16 protein-coding genes, 1 tRNA gene and 1 pseudogene are annotated in these 16252 nt (G+C 62.9%); 2 read left to right on the top strand and 16 right to left on the bottom strand.

Annotated elements, in window-relative coordinates; translation table 11 throughout:
* Positions 1-60: 60 nt before the first annotated feature.
* The 5 genes from ACLFKU_RS03575 to ACLFKU_RS03555 form a co-directional block, all read right to left on the bottom strand.
* Positions 61-1017 (bottom strand): ribose-phosphate pyrophosphokinase, encoded by a 957-nt coding sequence (locus ACLFKU_RS03575; protein ID WP_008921698.1) that lies wholly within the window; start codon positions 1015-1017, stop codon positions 61-63.
* Positions 1018-1093: 76 nt separating this feature from the next.
* Positions 1094-1170: transfer RNA gene (locus ACLFKU_RS03570), tRNA-Gln, on the bottom strand.
* A gap of 52 nt (positions 1171-1222) precedes the next feature.
* Positions 1223-2104 (bottom strand): 4-(cytidine 5'-diphospho)-2-C-methyl-D-erythritol kinase, encoded by an 882-nt coding sequence (ispE, locus tag ACLFKU_RS03565; RefSeq protein WP_410848183.1) that lies wholly within the window; start codon positions 2102-2104, stop codon positions 1223-1225.
* Between the two features lie 89 nt (positions 2105-2193).
* Positions 2194-2826 (bottom strand): lipoprotein insertase outer membrane protein LolB, encoded by a 633-nt coding sequence (gene lolB / locus ACLFKU_RS03560; RefSeq protein ID WP_368584423.1) that lies wholly within the window; start codon positions 2824-2826, stop codon positions 2194-2196.
* Entirely contained in the window at positions 2826-4667 is a 1842-nt protein-coding gene (locus ACLFKU_RS03555; protein WP_410848182.1) for a tetratricopeptide repeat protein, read from the bottom strand. Before ACLFKU_RS03555 ends, lolB begins: the two co-directional genes overlap by 1 nt.
* Before the next feature lie 87 nt (positions 4668-4754).
* Here ACLFKU_RS03555 and mutM point away from each other — a divergent pair.
* Positions 4755-5585, top strand: a pseudogene (gene mutM / locus ACLFKU_RS03550) (bifunctional DNA-formamidopyrimidine glycosylase/DNA-(apurinic or apyrimidinic site) lyase).
* Positions 5586-5592: 7 nt separating this feature from the next.
* A complete protein-coding gene (gene mutY, locus ACLFKU_RS03545; RefSeq protein ID WP_410848181.1) occupies positions 5593-6726 on the top strand; it encodes an A/G-specific adenine glycosylase in 1134 nt (377 codons plus the stop codon).
* Positions 6727-6747: 21 nt separating this feature from the next.
* Here mutY and ACLFKU_RS03540 read toward each other — a convergent pair whose 3' ends face one another.
* The 11 genes from ACLFKU_RS03540 to kdsD form a co-directional block, all read right to left on the bottom strand.
* The gene (locus tag ACLFKU_RS03540) at positions 6748-7383 is read right to left on the bottom strand and encodes an LON peptidase substrate-binding domain-containing protein (protein WP_013088324.1); all 636 of its coding nucleotides are present in this window, start codon (positions 7381-7383) and stop codon (positions 6748-6750) included.
* Positions 7384-7422: 39 nt separating this feature from the next.
* Positions 7423-8316: an RNase adapter RapZ gene (rapZ, locus tag ACLFKU_RS03535; RefSeq protein ID WP_410848180.1), complete on the bottom strand. Its 894-nt coding sequence runs from the start codon at positions 8314-8316 to the stop codon at positions 7423-7425.
* A gap of 99 nt (positions 8317-8415) precedes the next feature.
* Complete coding sequence (gene hprK, locus ACLFKU_RS03530) at positions 8416-9384, bottom strand: HPr(Ser) kinase/phosphatase (protein ID WP_008921706.1); 969 nt, start codon at positions 9382-9384, stop codon at positions 8416-8418.
* Between the two features lie 80 nt (positions 9385-9464).
* Entirely contained in the window at positions 9465-9980 is a 516-nt protein-coding gene (locus tag ACLFKU_RS03525; protein ID WP_013088326.1) for a PTS sugar transporter subunit IIA, read from the bottom strand.
* Between the two features lie 341 nt (positions 9981-10321).
* The gene (hpf, locus tag ACLFKU_RS03520) at positions 10322-10678 is read right to left on the bottom strand and encodes a ribosome hibernation-promoting factor, HPF/YfiA family (RefSeq protein ID WP_008921708.1); all 357 of its coding nucleotides are present in this window, start codon (positions 10676-10678) and stop codon (positions 10322-10324) included.
* A gap of 170 nt (positions 10679-10848) precedes the next feature.
* A complete protein-coding gene (locus ACLFKU_RS03515; protein ID WP_368584512.1) occupies positions 10849-12366 on the bottom strand; it encodes an RNA polymerase factor sigma-54 in 1518 nt (505 codons plus the stop codon).
* Positions 12367-12555: 189 nt separating this feature from the next.
* Positions 12556-13332 carry an LPS export ABC transporter ATP-binding protein gene (gene lptB, locus ACLFKU_RS03510; protein ID WP_176110652.1) on the bottom strand — a complete coding sequence of 259 codons (777 nt, stop codon included), beginning with the start codon at positions 13330-13332 and terminating at the stop codon, positions 12556-12558.
* A gap of 17 nt (positions 13333-13349) precedes the next feature.
* Positions 13350-14021, bottom strand: a complete 672-nt coding sequence (gene lptA / locus ACLFKU_RS03505) for a lipopolysaccharide transport periplasmic protein LptA (protein ID WP_410848179.1) — start codon at positions 14019-14021, stop codon at positions 13350-13352.
* A gap of 39 nt (positions 14022-14060) precedes the next feature.
* Complete coding sequence (lptC, locus tag ACLFKU_RS03500) at positions 14061-14648, bottom strand: LPS export ABC transporter periplasmic protein LptC (protein WP_368584428.1); 588 nt, start codon at positions 14646-14648, stop codon at positions 14061-14063.
* Positions 14645-15205 carry a KdsC family phosphatase gene (locus tag ACLFKU_RS03495; protein ID WP_368584430.1) on the bottom strand — a complete coding sequence of 187 codons (561 nt, stop codon included), beginning with the start codon at positions 15203-15205 and terminating at the stop codon, positions 14645-14647. The genes lptC and ACLFKU_RS03495 overlap by 4 nt, the downstream gene beginning before the upstream one ends.
* On the bottom strand, positions 15205-16188 hold the full coding sequence (kdsD, locus tag ACLFKU_RS03490; protein ID WP_368584431.1) for an arabinose 5-phosphate isomerase KdsD: 984 nt from the start codon (positions 16186-16188) through the stop codon (positions 15205-15207). Before kdsD ends, ACLFKU_RS03495 begins: the two co-directional genes overlap by 1 nt.
* Positions 16189-16252 lie beyond the last annotated feature (64 nt).

The following is a 16252-nucleotide window of genomic DNA, read 5'->3' as shown; positions in this document are numbered from 1 at the left end:
GCCGATTGTGCAAAAACGCCGCGTGTCGCATGAAGCGGTACGCGGCGTCTTCGCAAATGCTTAACTTTCAGCGAACAGCGACATCACCGAATCGCCGCGGCGGATGCGGGAGAACGTTTCGGCCAACAAACCGGCGCTCGTCAGCGAACGGATCTTCGCGCACGAACGGGCTTCTTCGCCGAGCGGGATCGTGTCCGTGACTACGAGTTCGTCGAGTGCGGAGGCGGCGATACGCTCGCCCGCGCCGCCCGACAGAACCGGGTGGGTGGCGTAAGCGAATACCTGCTTCGCGCCGCGTTCCTTCAGAACCTGCGCGGCCTTACACAGCGTGCCTGCGGTGTCGACCATGTCGTCCATGATCACGCAGGTGCGGCCTTCGACTTCACCGATGATGTTCATCACTTCGGCGACATTCGCCTTCGGACGACGCTTGTCAATGATCGCGAGATCGCAATTGAGTTGCTTCGCCAATGCACGGGCGCGGACCACACCGCCGACGTCCGGCGAAACAACCATCAGGTTGTCGTAGTTCTGCTTGCGCAGATCGCCAAGCAGCACGGGCGTTGCGTAGATGTTGTCGACCGGGATGTCGAAGAAGCCTTGAATCTGGTCGGCGTGCAGATCCATCGTGATGATCCGCTCGACGCCGGCGATTTCCAGCATGTTCGCCACGACCTTCGCCGAGATGGCGACACGCGCCGAACGCGGGCGACGATCCTGGCGGGCATAACCGAAGTAGGGGATGGCTGCGGTGATCCGGCCAGCGGATGCGCGCTTGAGCGCATCGACCATGATCATCAGTTCCATCAGATTATCGTTAGTCGGCGCGCACGTGGATTGCAGGACGAAGACATCCTTGCCGCGCACGTTTTCCTGAATCTCGACCTGGATTTCACCGTCCGAGAAACGGCTAACCATTGCTTTGCCGAGGGGGATACCGAGGTTTTTGACGACTTCCTGTGCAAGCGCGGGATTTGCGTTGCCAGTAAAAACCATCAGGCCGTCATGGCTGCTCATCATGCACCTACTTCAGGCTGGGGGGCGGGAGAATGTGAATTACTGCGGCGAACTACAGCGAACCACGAGAATTTTTTGGCAGGGGAGAAAGGATTCGAACCTTTGCATGCCGGAATCAAAATCCGGTGCCTTAACCAGCTTGGCGACTCCCCTACACTGACTTTGAGCTCCGCTGAACGTGGAGTTTCGTTCGACGATGCAAAACTTATGACGCGAAAGCAAAGAGTGGATGCTGATCCAAGCCCGCGGCTACTGCACTGTTCCATTCGCCGGGCAGCTTGGCTTGCGCCGCTTCTGCTTCAGCTTTGCTACGGAACGCTGCAAAAACACTGGCACCCGACCCGGACATCCGCGCTGGCGCGATGTTCTCAAACCACCGCAACACTTGCGCTACTTCCGCGTACTTTCCTACTACAACCTGCTGCATGTCATTCCGACCGAAGCTTTCTGGCCAATCGGTGTTGCAGCTGTGTTCTGCAGGAAAGTCCGTGATTATGAGAGGCTTTGTATCTCTTGTCAACGCTTTTTCGGAAAAAATCGCTGCAGTTGGAACCTGCACCCTCGGCGTCACTACCAGAAAGTGACGCGGCGGCAATTGTACAACGTCTAATGATTCTCCGACACCCTCTGCGAACGCATTTTTTCCAAATACAAAGAAGGGCACGTCCGCGCCGAGCTTCAACGCAAGATCCTGCAACTCCTGACGCCGCAGATCGAGCTTCCACAGACGATTGAGCGCGAGCAGCGTCGTCGCCGCGTCGGAACTGCCGCCACCGAGGCCCGCGCCCATCGGCAGGCGCTTGTCGATTTCGATATCGACACCTTCGCGAGAGCCCGTATGCGACTTCAGCAACGTCGCGGCCCGTACCGTCAGGTCATGCTCGGGCGGCACGTCGGCGATTTCGGTGCGGCGCGTGATGAGACCGTCATCGCGTCGTGTGAAGTGCAGCGTGTCACCCCAGTCGAGCAACTGGAAGACCGTTTGCAGCGTGTGATAACCATCCGGCCGACGGCCGGTGATGTGCAGGAAGAGATTGAGTTTCGCTGGCGCGAGACAGTCGCGCAGCGAATCGGTTGTTTCGATCATGAGTGAAGGCTACATGCGCCACGGTGGCGCCAAACGGGTAGCAAGGTTACGTGAGCGGATGCCGGGACAAAAGCCCCAGCAACGACGACTCACTGATCCAGCACGAGCTTGATGTCGAGCGGCGGCTCCGAGCGACTCAGATTGACGCGCTTCACGCCGGTGGCTGGTGCATCGGCATAGGCGACATAGTCGATCGTCCAGCCATCCTGGGTGATCTGCTTCAGGCGCGACGGTTGATCCGGATCCTTCTCGGTCTGCGCGCGCGAGGTCGGCGCCGGCGACGGCTGCAGCCAGTAGCGTAATCCTTCGACCGGCAGCGCGAAGCCGAGCGCGTTCTGCATCAGCGTCGACACGTTATCGGCGGTGAGCGGCTGGCGGTTCGGCAACTCGAGCGTCGCCGAAGCCGGCGACGAGGTCACGATGGCCAGCGTCTGGCCGAGCGGATTGCGCAATTGCAGCGTGACGGTGTCGCCGGTTTCCTGCCACGAGAAATTGCCGTAGGCGTTGCGCTGCTGGCCGTTCTGATCGTTGTACTGAACCGCGAAGCGGCCCTGATACGAGCGGCTCGTCTGCGCGGTGACTTCGGTCGCGGCGTTCGATGTGGACGGCCCCTGCGGCTTTACCGACGCGCAGCCGGCCAACGCGACAACCGCTGCCGCCGCGCAACCAAGCGCGATGCCGCGCGGCGCCATGGAAAAAGAAATCAAACGGGAAAGACGCATCAAAGATCGTTTACCTGAAGACGTTGCAACGTTTTGACGAGAGTCTCGTTGTTGGGTTCGAGCTTGCGCGCCTCGCGGAACGCGGCGCGCGCCTGTTCCTGTTCGCCGGCTTTCCACAGCACTTCGCCGAGGTGCGCGCCGATCTCTGCGTTCGGCTGGAGGCTGTATGCCTTGCGCAGCAGCTTGATCGCATCAGCCGAATTACCCATCCGGTACTTGACCCAGCCGACGCTGTCCATGATGAACGCATCGTTCGGGGCAAGCGCCGAGGCCTTCTCGACCAGCATGTCCGCCTCCGGCAGGCGCTGGTTGCGATCGGCGAGCGAATAGCCGAGCGCGTTATATGCCTGCGGATTGTCCGGCTGCGTCTGGATCAGCTTGCGCAACTGCGCTTCCATGACGTCGTAATGGCCGGTTTTTTCGGCGGCCATCGCGTAGTCGTAGGTGAGGTCGGGGTCGTCGGGAAAGTTCGCCGTGGCTTGCTGCAGACGCGCTTCGGCCTCCGGGTAGCGCTTCGCGTCGAACAGGATCGCTGCATCGGTGCGTGCGATTAGCGCCACGTCACGCGGATCCGAGGTCTGCAAGTTGGCGAGCAACTGGCGCGCCTCTTCGGTCTTGCCCTGCTTCGCGAGCAGTTGGGCGCGCGTGATCTGCGCGGCCAGATATTGCTGACTCGCCGGCGAGATCTTGTTCAGCCAGTCGCTCGCGGCCGCCTCATTCTTCTGTTCGAGCGCTAGCTGCGCGAGATAGATGTAGGCCTGGCCCGCATCGGCGCCCGGCGTCTTCTCGGCCTGCTGCGCGTATTGGATCAAATAGGCCTGCGCGTCGGGGAGATTCTTCTGCTGGATCTTGATCAGTGCGAGCGCCATCAACGGCGTCAGGTCGTTGGCGTTTGCCTTGCGCATGATCTCGAACTGCTTCTGCGCGTCGTCGAGACGGTCGCTCGCGAGATACATCTGCGCGAGCGCGAGCCGCGCGTCATGCGATTTCGGATTCTGCTGCACGTACTTTTCGAGCGACGCGATGCCTTCCTTGCGCTCCTCCGGGCCCATTTGCGACAGCACCAACGCTGCGGGCAGATAGTCGGGCTTGATCGTGAGCGCCTGCTCGAGCGACTTTCGCGCACCCGGCGCGTCGTCGGCCAGCAGCTGCTGGCGCGCGACGGCCAGTTGCGCTTCCGGCCGCTTCATATCGTTCTTCAGCAGGTCCTGCAACACGTGCAGGCCACCGACGCGGTTCGGGCCGCGCGACAACAGCAATTGCAGCGCGAGGATCGCGCTGCCGCGATTTTCCTCAGGTACCTTCGCGAGTTCCTGCGACAGGATCGGCGACGCATCGTCGGGCCTGCCGGACAGCACGAGCAGCGACGCGTCGAGTTGCGCGGCGCGTTCCGAACCGGGCGCGTACTGTTGCCACAGTTGCGCGGCGGCGAGCGCGTCCGACGGGCTCTGCGCGGCCAGCGCGATTTCGGTGGCGCGTTGCGCCATGCGCGGGTCGTGCGTGTCGCGCGCGAGCGCGAGGTAGGTCTGATAGGCCGGCGCCGGCTGATCGCGCTGCAGCGCGATCTCGGCGGCCAGCACCTGGAAGACGATCTGGCTTGACAGCGGCACCCCGGGCAGCGACTTTTCGTCTTCCGGGGTTGACGGACCCAGCGGGTCCGGCATCGTGACCGACGTGTCGTCGGAATCTGGCGACTGGTCCTGCGCATGCGCGGGCACGGCGGCCAGCGCCCACAATGCGAGCGCACCTGCACCAAGGATCCGGCGCGCGGACACGGCGAGCGGCACGTTGGACACACGCGCGCGGCGCTTTGAAAGCAGCTTCACGAAGGACACGTTCATGGAAATCCGTTCAATGTTTCAGTCGATTGTAACGCGCTCGCTACAATACGCGCACAACCACTCACGCAAGTAGCAGACCAATCAGCCATGCCAGAGTTGCCAGAAGTCGAGGTTACCCGACGAGGGATCGAACCGTATGTGTCCGGGCGCAAGGTTGAGCGCGTGGATGTGCGGACGACTGCGCTGCGCTGGCCGATTCCGGCCGACCTTGCGAAAACCTTGCGTGGCCATGTGGTGCGCAAAGTCGAGCGACGCGGCAAGTATCTGCTGTTCGAAATCGACGCAGGGTGGTTCATCGTGCACCTCGGCATGACGGGCACGTTGCGCGTTCTGCGTCATGTGCCGCATCCGCCGGCCGCGGCGAAGCACGATCATGTGGACTGGATCTTCGACGACTTCATCTTGCGCTATCGTGATCCGCGCCGCTTCGGCGCGGTGCTGTGGCATCCGCGCGAGGAAGGCGACATCCTAGAGCATCCGCTGCTCGCGAGCCTTGGCGTCGAGCCTTTCTCGCCGGCGTTTTCGGGCGCGCTGATGCATCGGTTGACGCGCGGGCGCAAGGTGTCGGTGAAGCAGGCTCTGCTGGCGGGCGACATCGTGGTGGGCGTGGGCAATATCTACGCGTCGGAAAGTCTCTTTCGCGCGGGCATCCGGCCGACCACCGCGGCGGGCCGCGTGTCGCTCGTGCGTTATGAACTGCTGGCCGATGCCGTGCGCGTGACACTCGCCGCCGCGATCGACAAGGGCGGCAGCACGCTGCGCGATTTCGTCGGCAGCAACGGCGAAAGCGGCTAGTTCCAGCTCGACTACTTCGTCTATGATCGCGCGGGCCTGCCATGCCGTGTGTGTGGAACGCCAATCAAACAGATCGTGCAGGGACAACGCTCCACGTACTTCTGTCCCACTTGCCAGCGTTAAATTCTCGATGCCTTCCCGCCTGACTCCAACGACCGCCGCGCGCTCCAGCGCGTCCGGCGCCACGTCCGCTTTCACGCCGATGCCTGATTTTTCCGCGCGTCTGATCGCCTGGCAGCGCCAGCATGGCCGCCACGATCTCCCGTGGCAGAACACGCGTGACCCGTATCGGATCTGGCTGTCCGAAATCATGCTGCAGCAGACCCAGGTCTCGACGGTAATACCGTACTACGCGAAATTTCTCGCGCGATTCCAGGATGTCGCCGCGCTCGCCGCGGCGCCGTCCGATGACGTGATGGCACTGTGGGCCGGCCTCGGTTACTACACGCGCGCGCGCAATCTGCATCGCTGCGCGCAGGTCGTCGTCGAGCAGCATGGCGGCGCGTTTCCCGCGTCGGTCGACGAGCTCGCCGAGTTGCCCGGCATTGGCCGCTCGACGGCCGCGGCGATCGCGTCGTTCGCGTTCGGCGCGCGCGCGACGATTCTCGATGGCAACGTGAAGCGGGTGCTCGCGCGGGTGTTCGGCGTCGAAGGTTTCCCGGGCGAGAAGAAAGTCGAGAACGCGATGTGGACGCTCGCGGAATCACTATTGCCGTCGAATGCGTCGAACGCGGAGGTCAGCGCCTACACGCAGGGCTTGATGGATCTCGGCGCGACCTTGTGTGCGCGCGGCAAACCCGACTGTACGCGCTGTCCGTTCGCGCCGGACTGCGTCGCCAACGTCAGCGGACGTCAGCGGGAATTGCCGACCGCGCGCCCGAAAAAAGCGGTGCCGACGCGACGCACATGGATGCTGGTGCTGCGCGACGGCAATGCGGTGATGCTCGAGCGACGGCCGCCGTCGGGCATCTGGGGCGGTCTATGGAGTCTGCCCGAAGCCGCCGACGAAGCGACGCTCGCCGAGCGGGCGCGCTCGTTCGGCAGCGATGGCGAAGTGTCGGCGCTTGCGTCGTTCTCGCACGTGTTCACGCATTTCAAGCTCGACATCGAACCGCGGCTTGCCGAGCTCGATCGCGGTGTCGGCGCTCTCGCCGCGCTCAACGATGCGGACACCGCCTGGGTTGCGCTCAGCGATCTGGATTCGTTCGGCGTGCCGGCGCCGGTGCGCAAGCTGCTCGCCAGTCTGCATGGTTCCTTGATCTAGCGGAAGGACGACTTCAGGATTTCACAGCAATTGATGCTGCTGCATGTAGTGATGCACGACGTCGATGCGCGCGCCGGCGTCGGTCAGTTCCATCAGCTTTTGCCGCGCGCGCAACGCGATTGGCAGCACCTCCGCGAGACGGTTGGACACCCACGACGGATCGTCCAGCCGGAACGGTTCCGCGAACGGCAGGCTGTCCGGATCGCGTTCGCGGATCGTCGCGATAATCCGCTCGAGCACTTCCGCGCACGCGCCGAATTTGGCCAATAGCTCATTGCCTTCGAGCGGCAGGTCGTCGGCGAGCGGCTCGGCCATGCCGACCAGCAGACCGCTCGCTTCGACGCGATGCGACAACAGGCGAAAGCGCTTCGTGCCGCGTGCGCGAATTAGCAACATGCCGAAAGCCTCGACGTCGCATTCGTCGATTTCGGCGAGACAGCCGATCGTTTCGGGCACCGAAGGTTCTTCCTCACGCGCGACTTCGGCGCCGCTTTTCAGCATACACACGCCGAACGGTGTTTTTTCGCGCAGGCAGTCACGCGCCATGTCGAGGTAGCGCGCTTCGAAGATCTTTAGCGGCAGCAAGCCATCGGGAAATAGCACCGTATGCAGCGGAAACAGCGGCAAATCGGCGTACACAGTAGGCGTAGAGGACATGGCGCAACGCTTCGGGTTAAGGCCGCGCGATGCGGCCGGTTAAGCCACCAGCTTCGATGATTCGCCGACGTCGACCGGCGCATCGCGGTGCCGCACGATCACATTCGCCGATGTTGCGAGACGCGCGGCGAGCGTCTCCGCGATGAATACCGAGCGGTGCTGGCCGCCCGTGCAACCGATTGCGACGGTCAGATAACTGCGATTGTCGTCGCGGAAATACGGCAGCCACTTGGACAGATACTTCTCGATGTCGTCGATCATCTCGTGGACGACCGGCTGAGCATCGAGAAAGTCCATTACAGGTTTGTCGAGGCCGGTGAGCGGCCTCAATTCATGATCGTAGTATGGGTTCGGCAGCGTGCGTACGTCGAATACGAAATCCGCGTCGAGCGGTACGCCGCGCTTGAAGCCAAACGACTCGAACATCAGTACGAGCCCTGCGTCCTCCTGTTCGATGAAGCGCTTGACCCATGCGCGCAGCACGTTCGCGCGCAGATTGCTCGTGTCGATCTGATGGCCGAATTCGGCAAGTCCCGCGACCAGTTCACGCTCGCGTTCGATCGCTTCGGCGAGCGACGTGAGCAGGCCGACGTCCGCGTCGTGCGCGGGCGAGCCGGACAACGGATGGCGGCGACGCGTTTCGGAAAAGCGTTGAATCAGCGACTGCGTGCTCGCGCTCAGAAACAGCACGCGCACGTCATGCGAGCGCTTGAGGTCGCGGATCATTGCGGGCATTTCGTCGAGCGACGAACCGGAGCGCGCGTCGATCGCGACCGCGAGACGGTCCTGGCCGTCAGCGGCGAGGTAGGTGGCGAGTTGCTGCAGAAAACGCGGCGGCAGATTGTCGACGCAGTAATAACCCGCGTCTTCGAGCGCGTTCAGGGCAACCGATTTGCCGGAGCCGGAGATACCGGTGATCAGGATTATGCGCATGGAGTCGTCGAAAGCGTAGATTTCATCATAGCATCTGGCCTCCATGCGCGTGCCCGCGTCCTGCCTTCCGCCGGGCGCTTCATGGCGCTGTGATCGGCTTCAGATCAGCTTGCCGGGAAACTGGCTATCGGGATCCTGCATGGCGAGACGTTGCCGATCCATGAAATCGCGCAGCGTGTCGATACCGCGCAACTGCAGGATCGTATTGCGCACGGCCGCTTCAACCAGAACCGCGAGGTTGCGGCCTGCGGCCACCTGGATCGTCACCTTGCTGATCGGCAGGCCGAGCACGTCGACGGTCTGGCTTTCCAGCGGCAGTCGCTGGAATTCGCCGTCGGGGCGGCGCACCAGTTGCACGATCAGCTTCAGTTTCATTTTCCGGCGCACCGCCGTTTCGCCGAAGATCGTCTTGATGTCGAGCAGTCCGAGGCCGCGCACTTCCAGCAGGTTCTGCAGCAGCGGCGGGCAGCGTCCTTCGACGAAGTCCGGGCCGAGGCGTACGAAGTCGACTGCGTCGTCGGCGACGAGACCGTGGCCGCGGCTGATCAGTTCGAGCCCGAGCTCACTCTTGCCGAGACCCGAGTCGCCGGTCAGCAGCACACCCATGCCGAGGATGTCGAGAAACACGCCGTGCAGCGTCGCGCGCGGCGCGAGAATGCGCGACATGTAAAGTCGCAGACTGTCGATCACCGCGGCCGCCGAGGTCGGAGTCGTGAACAGCGGCGTCGACGAGCGCGTGCAGCGCAGCACAAGCTCAGGCGGCGCAGCGACGCCGCCCGCGACGACGAGAAACGGTGGCTCGAGCGCAATCAGCTCGGCCATGTGGCGCGAGCGGTCTTCATCGGTCTGACGTTTGTAGTAGTCGATTTCCGCATCGCCGAGCACCTGGATCCGATTCGGGTGGATCAGGTTCAGGTGGCCGACGAGGTCGGCGCTCGAGGTGGCATTGGCGACCGATTCCGAAGAGAAGCCGCGCTCCCAGCCTTCATGCCCCGTGAGCCAGCTGAGCTTCAGCATGGCGGCGTTGTCGTCGAAAATGCTCTGGGCGTTGATGCTGGACGTATCCATGAGTCAGTGACTCCAGTGTTAGCCGCTTGCCGGGCCTTACCTGCGTGTGTGCGCGCGTATGTACTACCGCCGCCGTTGCATCAAGGTTGCCACTGAGTAAGCAGGCGATGCAACGATTCGCGGTCTTCTTCGGTGTGCAGCCGCTCGCGGGCGTCGCGATCGGACAGCAATTGCGCGATCTCGGAAAGAATTTCGAGGTGCTGTTGAGTGGCCTGCTCGGGGACGAGCAGGAAGATCAGCAGCGAGACCGGCTGGCCGTCCGGCGCTTCGAAGGGGATGGGTTCCGCGAGTCTGACGAATGCGGCGAGCGGTTGCTTGAGGCCCTTGATCCGCCCGTGCGGAATCGCGACGCCTTCGCCGAGCCCGGTCGAGCCGAGTCGTTCTCGCGCAAAAAGATTGTCTGTGACGGTACTGCGGGCGATGCCGTTCTGGTTCTCGAAGATCAGGCCCGCTTGCTCGAACACGCGTTTCTTGCTGGTGACCGATAGTCCGATGACGACGTTCTCGAGGGGAAGAAATTTGGCTAAACGATTCATGTTGACAGGCGAAAACGTGGCCTGAGTTCTCCCCAACGGGGCGGTTGAGTGACGTTCCATTCGTTCGATGCTGGCGAAGACGGACGGTGGAGTCGATCGCGAAAGCGTGAGATTTCGACCGGCCGTACTTCATCAGAACTGGCTTGACCCCGATGGTAACCGGAACATTATAGAACAGGGTGACAGCCGATGGTGCGGCGCGCCATCTATGCATATCAGGTTTTTCACCGCTTGCGGTGCGGAATATGTCGCGCTGCGCAAACGTCTGCGGGAATGGTTGAGCCTGGCTGCGGCGACGGGGCGCCGGCGCAGCGCGCAAGCCGGGCGCTGAAACGAAAAACCGCCCGGTTGTGGGCGGCTTGACGAGTCCCAGAGAAATCAGCAATTCCCTCTAGTTTCTCCTATTGCGGCGGTACGTCCAGTTGCGGCGCCGGCTGATACTTGATCGCTTCGTGCTGATGGCCTTGCAGGCGATCCTTGTGGCGTATCACCTGTCTGTCGAGCTTGTCGATCATCAGATCGATTGCAGCGTACAAATCACTGTCACAACTCTCGACGAAAATATCCTTGCCCTTCAGGTGGAGGTTGATTTCCACCTTTTGGCGCTTCTCCTTTTCCTTATGGTTGTCGACCGAGAGGACCACACTGCCGTCGATGACCTGATCGAAATGTCTTAGCACCCTGTCCAGTTTGGTGATCACGTATTCGCGCAACGCAGGCGTTACTTCGAGGTGGTGTCCACTGATCTTGAGATTCATAGTGCTTCTCCAAGCTAATGGCCGCTTAGTCCGCACAATGACAAAGGTCCGGTCGATCTGACGGCTTGCCTGTGTCGCCCCCCGGTGACGGACATCTGGCAGGTCGCAGCGGCCGGCCTGTCCGCCAGGTGCGGAGCGGCCGGTAAATGCCCGCTGCAAAACGCGGCGGGCTACAGAGACTTGCGCAGGTTGACTGCCGGGATTTTGAGCGCCTCACGGTATTTCGCAACGGTACGACGTGCGACCACGAAGCCCTGTTCCGCCAGCAGTTCGGCTATGCGACTGTCTGAAAGTGGCGATTTCGGGTTTTCCGCTCCTATCAGTTGTTTGATCAGCGCGCGAATGGCCGTGGAGGAGGCCGCGCCGCCGGTGTCCGTCGAAACGTGTGAGCCGAAAAAGTACTTGAATTCCAGCGTCCCGAAAGGGGTCAGCATGTATTTACCGGTTGTCACACGCGAGACAGTCGACTCGTGTAGGCCCAGCGTATCAGCTATTTCCCGCAAAACCAAGGGGCGCATGGCGATTTCGCCGTGCACAAAAAAGCTCTTTTGACGCTCGACAATCGCCTGCGCAACTCGCAGGATCGTCTCGAAACGCTGCTGGATGTTTTTGATCAGCCAGCGTGCTTCCTGGAGTTGCTGGCGCAACGATCCGCTGCCCGGATCGCCCCGATTGTTGCGCAGAATATTCGCGTACAGATGGTTGATGCGCAGCTTCGGCACCACCTCGGGATTCAGCTCCGCCTGCCAACCCTGTGCCGTTTTCCGCACCATGATGTCGGGCACCACGTAGTCCGCTTCAGCCTTGCCGTAGGCGGCGCCAGGAAATGGTTCAAGCGAGCGGATGAGCATGTGCGCGTCACGCAGCTCGTCGTCGCTGGCCTTTAGGTGCTTGCGCAGCCGCGTGAAATCGCGCGCGGCGAGCAGTTCCAGGTAATGGCCGACAATGTCTAGCGCGAGCGCGCGCGTGGGCGATGGATCGAGCCGCAGCAACTGCAGCTTCAGACATTCGGATGCCGAGCGCGCGCCGACGCCGGGCGGGTCGAAGCTATGCAGCAGCGCAAGCGCGGCGTTCAGTTCGTCGACATCGACCTCGAGTTCTTCGGGCAGGTCGGCCAGCACTTCTTCGAGCGTGGCGGCGAGATAGCCGTCGTCGTCGAGCGATTCGATCAGGAACGTGATGAGCGCACGGTCTCGCGGGCTCGCCTGGGTGACGCGCAGTTGCGCCATCAGGTGGTCGCGCAGCGAAGTGCTCGATTCGTGGATTTGCAGCGGGGGCAGGTCGTCGTCATCCGACGCGGTGCCGGAGCGGCCGTAGTCGTCGAGGTTCCATTGCGACGAATCGCCGCCGCCGTCGCCCGAGAGACCGTTGTATTCGTCGACACCCTGCGGCTCGCCGCTTTCGGCGCGCTCGCCGTTGCCCTCGGAGGAGGCCGAACCGTTGCCGGCCATCGGATCGGCTGGCGCCGAGGAGCCAGGCGTCTGGGCAATCACGGAACCGTCGGCCGCAACCCGCAACGGGCTCGCGATCCACTCGTCTTCGTTTTCGAGGAGCGGATTCTGCGAGATCGCCATGGCGACTTCCTGCTGCAATTCGAGCGTCGACAACTGCAGTAGCCGGATGGACTGTTGCAGTTGCGGCGTCAGCGCAAGATGCTGCGATAGGCGGAGTTGGAGGCTGGCTTTCATGGCAAGTTGAGATTCATTGTAGAGAGTTTGCCACGACCGCGATACCTTGCGGCACACGCAATTTTTGGGTACGCCGAAATGGCGCGCCGCGCGGCGCCAGCCTGCGCCGCCGGAAAACGGATGTGAGGGTGCCGCAAAAACGGCGTTCCCGGTCCCGCGAGCTCGCGAGACCGCGAACGCCGTGTGTGCTTACATGCGGAAGTGCTCGCCCAGATAGACGCGCCGCACGCTTTCGTTTTCGATGATGTCGCTGGGCGCGCCGGCGGCTAGCACGCTGCCGTCGCTGATGATGTACGCGTGATCGCAGATGCCGAGCGTTTCGCGCACGTTGTGGTCGGTAATCAGGACGCCGATATTGCGCTGCTTCAAGAACTTGACGATTTTCTGGATTTCCAGCACGGCGATCGGGTCGACGCCGGCGAACGGTTCGTCGAGCAGAATGAAGCTCGGATTGGTTGCCAGCGCGCGCGCAATTTCAACCCGACGACGCTCGCCGCCGGACAGCGACAGCGCCGGATTTTCGCGCAGATGCGCGATCTGAAGCTCGTCGAGCAGCGCTTCGGTGCGCGACGTGATCGCGTCTTTGCCGAGACGCTTGCCATTTTCGTCGTGCTGCAATTCCAGCACCGCGCGGATATTCTGCTCGACGGTCAACTTGCGGAACACCGACGCTTCCTGTGGCAGATACGACAGGCCGAGCGACGCGCGCTTGTGAATGGGCAGCAGGCTGATCGACTTGCCGTCCAGATCGATTTCGCCGGCGTCGAGCGGCACGAGTCCGACGATCATGTAGAACGACGTGGTCTTGCCGGCACCGTTCGGGCCGAGCAGGCCGACCACTTCGCCGCTCTTCACGTCGAGCGACACGTCCTTGACGACCGTGCGCGAGCCATAGCGCTTTTTCAGATTACGCACGACCAGCGAACTGCTGGTGCCGGCCGGCTTGCGATGGGGGAGCGGCGTGATTGTGCTGCTGACGGTGCTCACTGGTTCGGCGCTCCCTGGATCGAGTTGGACGGCGTGAGCGTGGCCGACGCGCCGGTCAGCGGCGCGGCGCCGGCGTTGCGCGGCGACAGCATCGCGCGCACGCGGCCGGTCGGGTTGCCCGGACCGGCGACGTCCTTGCCCGCCTTGGCGGTGTAAAAGTCGTTCTGGCCGTCGTAGGTGATCACGCTGCCGTGCACCTGGTCGAGCAGCGTCGTCATGCTCTGCAGGCGGCGCACCGTCGCGTTGGTGGTCAGGGTGGTCAGGTCCTGCTTGCCGTCGTAGTCGATGCGGATGGCCGTACCCTCGATGTATTCGTCGAGCCCTTCGCGCTTCTGGCGGAAATACGACAGATTGTTGCCGCTCGAGGTGCCGGTCGCGAACTGGTAGCCCTGCGGGTCTTGCGACACTTCGACGCGATCGGCCTTGATCAGGATCGTTCCTTTGGTCGCCACCACGTGGCCGGTAAAGATGCTGACCTGCCGCAGGTCGTCGTAAGTCATGTTGTCAGCTTCGATGTTCAGCGGCTTGTCCTTGTCGGCGCGGTCCGCGTGCGCGAGCGGCGCGAAGCCGACGAGCGGCAGCGCGACGACGAGCGCAGCAAGTGCGGCGCGGCACGCGCAAAGCGCGCGCGAACGGCCGGTATCAAAACGGGGGAGCGATTCGTTCATGCAGTCACGCCTGGAATGGATTACCCGGTATGCGTTGGCTTAGTGGCCGGAATCGGACGCGGCGATTGCGCCTCTTACATTGCCGAACAATTGCATAAACCGGGTGACATTGTTGTATTTCATGCCACTGGCAGTCATCACCGACATGCCGCGCTGAAGTTTAACTGGCTTTTCAGTCTCGATCACATCGTCGTTGACGAGGACCCTGAAATGCTCGGAGTCGGCCTGCATCTGCGGATCGCCGCCGCCGGGCGCGCGCAGGATGCGGGCGTTCTGGTACAGATTGACGATCGACGCATCCGCGTTGACCGTGCCGGTATCGCCGGTCGCGGTCACGATCGGCTTGCCGGGCTGGAACGCGCGCATCGCCGGCTTGACGAGGTCGCTCATTTCGTCGTCCTCGTAATGGATCAGCGACTGCGCGGTCAGCCGGTACTGCGTCGCGCCCGACTGGTCGAGCTCGGACACCGAGAAGTTGTCCGCGAAGTAGTCCGGCGTGTGCTCTTTCGGGCGCGCCTCGTTGTCGGTCTTGCGCGGCAACGTGGCTTGCAGCAGCCACCACGTGATGCCGGCGAGCGCCGCCATCGCGATGAGCGGGATCAGCGAGGTCAGGCGAAACTGGTTCATCCCACGAGGCCCCGTTGCTCGCCGCTGCACGCCGCCGCAAGCAGTGCTTCATATTTGTGCTGCGCGCGCAGCAGCGTGTCGACCACTTCGCGTGCCGCGCCGTGGCCGCCGCGCGCTTCGCTGACCCAATGCGCACGCGCGATCACTTCGGGATGCGAATTGGCCGGCGCAGCCGCGAAGCCGACGCGCAGCATTACCGCGAGATCGACCCAGTCGTCGCCCATGTAACCGCATTCCTCGGCGGTGAGGCCGGTTTTCCGCAGCAGGTCGGCGAACGCCTGCGGCTTGTCCTGCACGCCCTGATAGACGTGCGTGATGTTCAATTCTTTCACCCGCGCCGCCACGATGCCGGACTGGCGCCCCGTGATGATGGCCGTTTCGATGCCGGCCTGGCGCAGCAGCTTCATGCCGTGGCCGTCCATCGAGTTGAAGCCTTTCATCGTGTCGCCTTCCGCCGTGAACAGCAGGCCGCCGTCGGTCAGTACGCCGTCGACGTCGAAAATCATCAGCTTCACGCGGCTCGCGCGTTCGGTAGCGGTAGGGGGAGCAACTGCCATCAGATCACCTTCTTCGAAAACAGGTCGTGCATGTTGAGCGCGCCGATTAGCTTGCCCGATTCGTCGACGACCAGCATCTGATTGATGCGATAGCGCTCCATCAGTTCCACGGCTTCGACCGCGAGTTGATCCGGCCCGATCGTGCGCGGGCCCGCGGTCATCACCGAACCGATCGGCAACTGGCGAAAATCGCCGTCGCGTTCGAGCACGCGGCGCAGGTCGCCATCCGTGAAGATGCCCGTCACACGGCCTTCCTGGTCAACAACCGAGGTCATGCCCATGCGTTTCGCGGTCAGCTGGAAGAGGGCATCGCTGACGGTCGCCTCGGGTGTGACCTGCGGCAACTGGTCGCCGGTGCGCATGACGTCGCGCACATAGGTAAGCAGGCGTCGGCCGAGCGCGCCGCCCGGATGCGAGCGCGCGAAGTCGTCACGGCCGAAGCCGCGCGCGTCGAGCACCGCGACTGCCAGCGCGTCGCCGAGCGCGAGCGCGGCGGTGGTGCTGGCGGTGGGTGCGAGATTCATCGGACAGGCTTCCTTCGCGACGCCGGAATTCAGATGCACGTCCGCGAGTTGCGCGAGGCTGGAGCCCGGGCGGCCCGTCATCGCGATCAGCTTCGCGCCGATCCGCTTGATGAGCGGCAGGATTGCCATCAGCTCTTCGGTTTCGCCAGAATTGGAGAGCGCGAGGAACACGTCGTCGGCGGTGACCATGCCGAGGTCGCCGTGGCTCGCTTCCGCCGGATGCACGAAGAACGCGGGTGTGCCGGTGCTTGCCAGCGTGGCCGCCAGCTTGCGGGCTATGTGGCCTGATTTGCCGATGCCGGAGACGACCACGCGTCCACGGCAGCCCAGGATGAAATCGACCGCGCCGACAAAACTGCCGTCGAGCTGGTCGCGAAGCGCGCGCACGGCGTCCGCTTCGATGTCGAGTACGTCGCGAGCAAGCGTGAGTGCCCTGTCGCCATTGATTTTCGCTATCATGCGCGGAGTATAGCAAAGGCGCCTGTTCGCCGCGCCGGGCCTACTGTGCCGGGCCGCTGTCTTC

The organism is Paraburkholderia sp. EG304, assembly GCF_046543485.1.
In the GTDB taxonomy this organism is placed as follows: Bacteria; Pseudomonadota; Gammaproteobacteria; order Burkholderiales; family Burkholderiaceae; genus Paraburkholderia; species Paraburkholderia youngii.
The sequence above is the reverse complement of the archived record's forward strand: the minus strand, read 5'-3'. Positions and strand labels throughout refer to the sequence as shown.

Excerpts from the sequence above, each read along its gene's own strand:
- rapZ (WP_410848180.1), bottom strand. The coding sequence starts at position 8,316 with ATGCGCATAATCCTGATCACCGGTATCTCCGGCTCCGGCAAATCGGTT.
- mutY (WP_410848181.1), top strand. The coding sequence starts at position 5,593 with ATGCCTTCCCGCCTGACTCCAACGACCGCCGCGCGCTCCAGCGCGTCC.
- ispE (WP_410848183.1), bottom strand. The coding sequence starts at position 2,104 with ATGATCGAAACAACCGATTCGCTGCGCGACTGTCTCGCGCCAGCGAAA.
- ACLFKU_RS03540 (WP_013088324.1), bottom strand. The coding sequence starts at position 7,383 with ATGTCCTCTACGCCTACTGTGTACGCCGATTTGCCGCTGTTTCCGCTG.
- hpf (WP_008921708.1), bottom strand. The coding sequence starts at position 10,678 with ATGAATCTCAAGATCAGTGGACACCACCTCGAAGTAACGCCTGCGTTG.
- ACLFKU_RS03515 (WP_368584512.1), bottom strand. The coding sequence starts at position 12,366 with ATGAAAGCCAGCCTCCAACTCCGCCTATCGCAGCATCTTGCGCTGACG.
- lptC (WP_368584428.1), bottom strand. The coding sequence starts at position 14,648 with ATGAACCAGTTTCGCCTGACCTCGCTGATCCCGCTCATCGCGATGGCG.
- kdsD (WP_368584431.1), bottom strand. The coding sequence starts at position 16,188 with ATGATAGCGAAAATCAATGGCGACAGGGCACTCACGCTTGCTCGCGAC.
- lptA (WP_410848179.1), bottom strand. The coding sequence starts at position 14,021 with ATGAACGAATCGCTCCCCCGTTTTGATACCGGCCGTTCGCGCGCGCTT.
- lolB (WP_368584423.1), bottom strand. The coding sequence starts at position 2,826 with ATGCGTCTTTCCCGTTTGATTTCTTTTTCCATGGCGCCGCGCGGCATC.
- ACLFKU_RS03575 (WP_008921698.1), bottom strand. The coding sequence starts at position 1,017 with ATGAGCAGCCATGACGGCCTGATGGTTTTTACTGGCAACGCAAATCCC.
- ACLFKU_RS03525 (WP_013088326.1), bottom strand. The coding sequence starts at position 9,980 with ATGGAACGTCACTCAACCGCCCCGTTGGGGAGAACTCAGGCCACGTTT.
- ACLFKU_RS03495 (WP_368584430.1), bottom strand. The coding sequence starts at position 15,205 with ATGGCAGTTGCTCCCCCTACCGCTACCGAACGCGCGAGCCGCGTGAAG.
- hprK (WP_008921706.1), bottom strand. The coding sequence starts at position 9,384 with ATGGATACGTCCAGCATCAACGCCCAGAGCATTTTCGACGACAACGCC.
- ACLFKU_RS03555 (WP_410848182.1), bottom strand. The coding sequence starts at position 4,667 with ATGAACGTGTCCTTCGTGAAGCTGCTTTCAAAGCGCCGCGCGCGTGTG.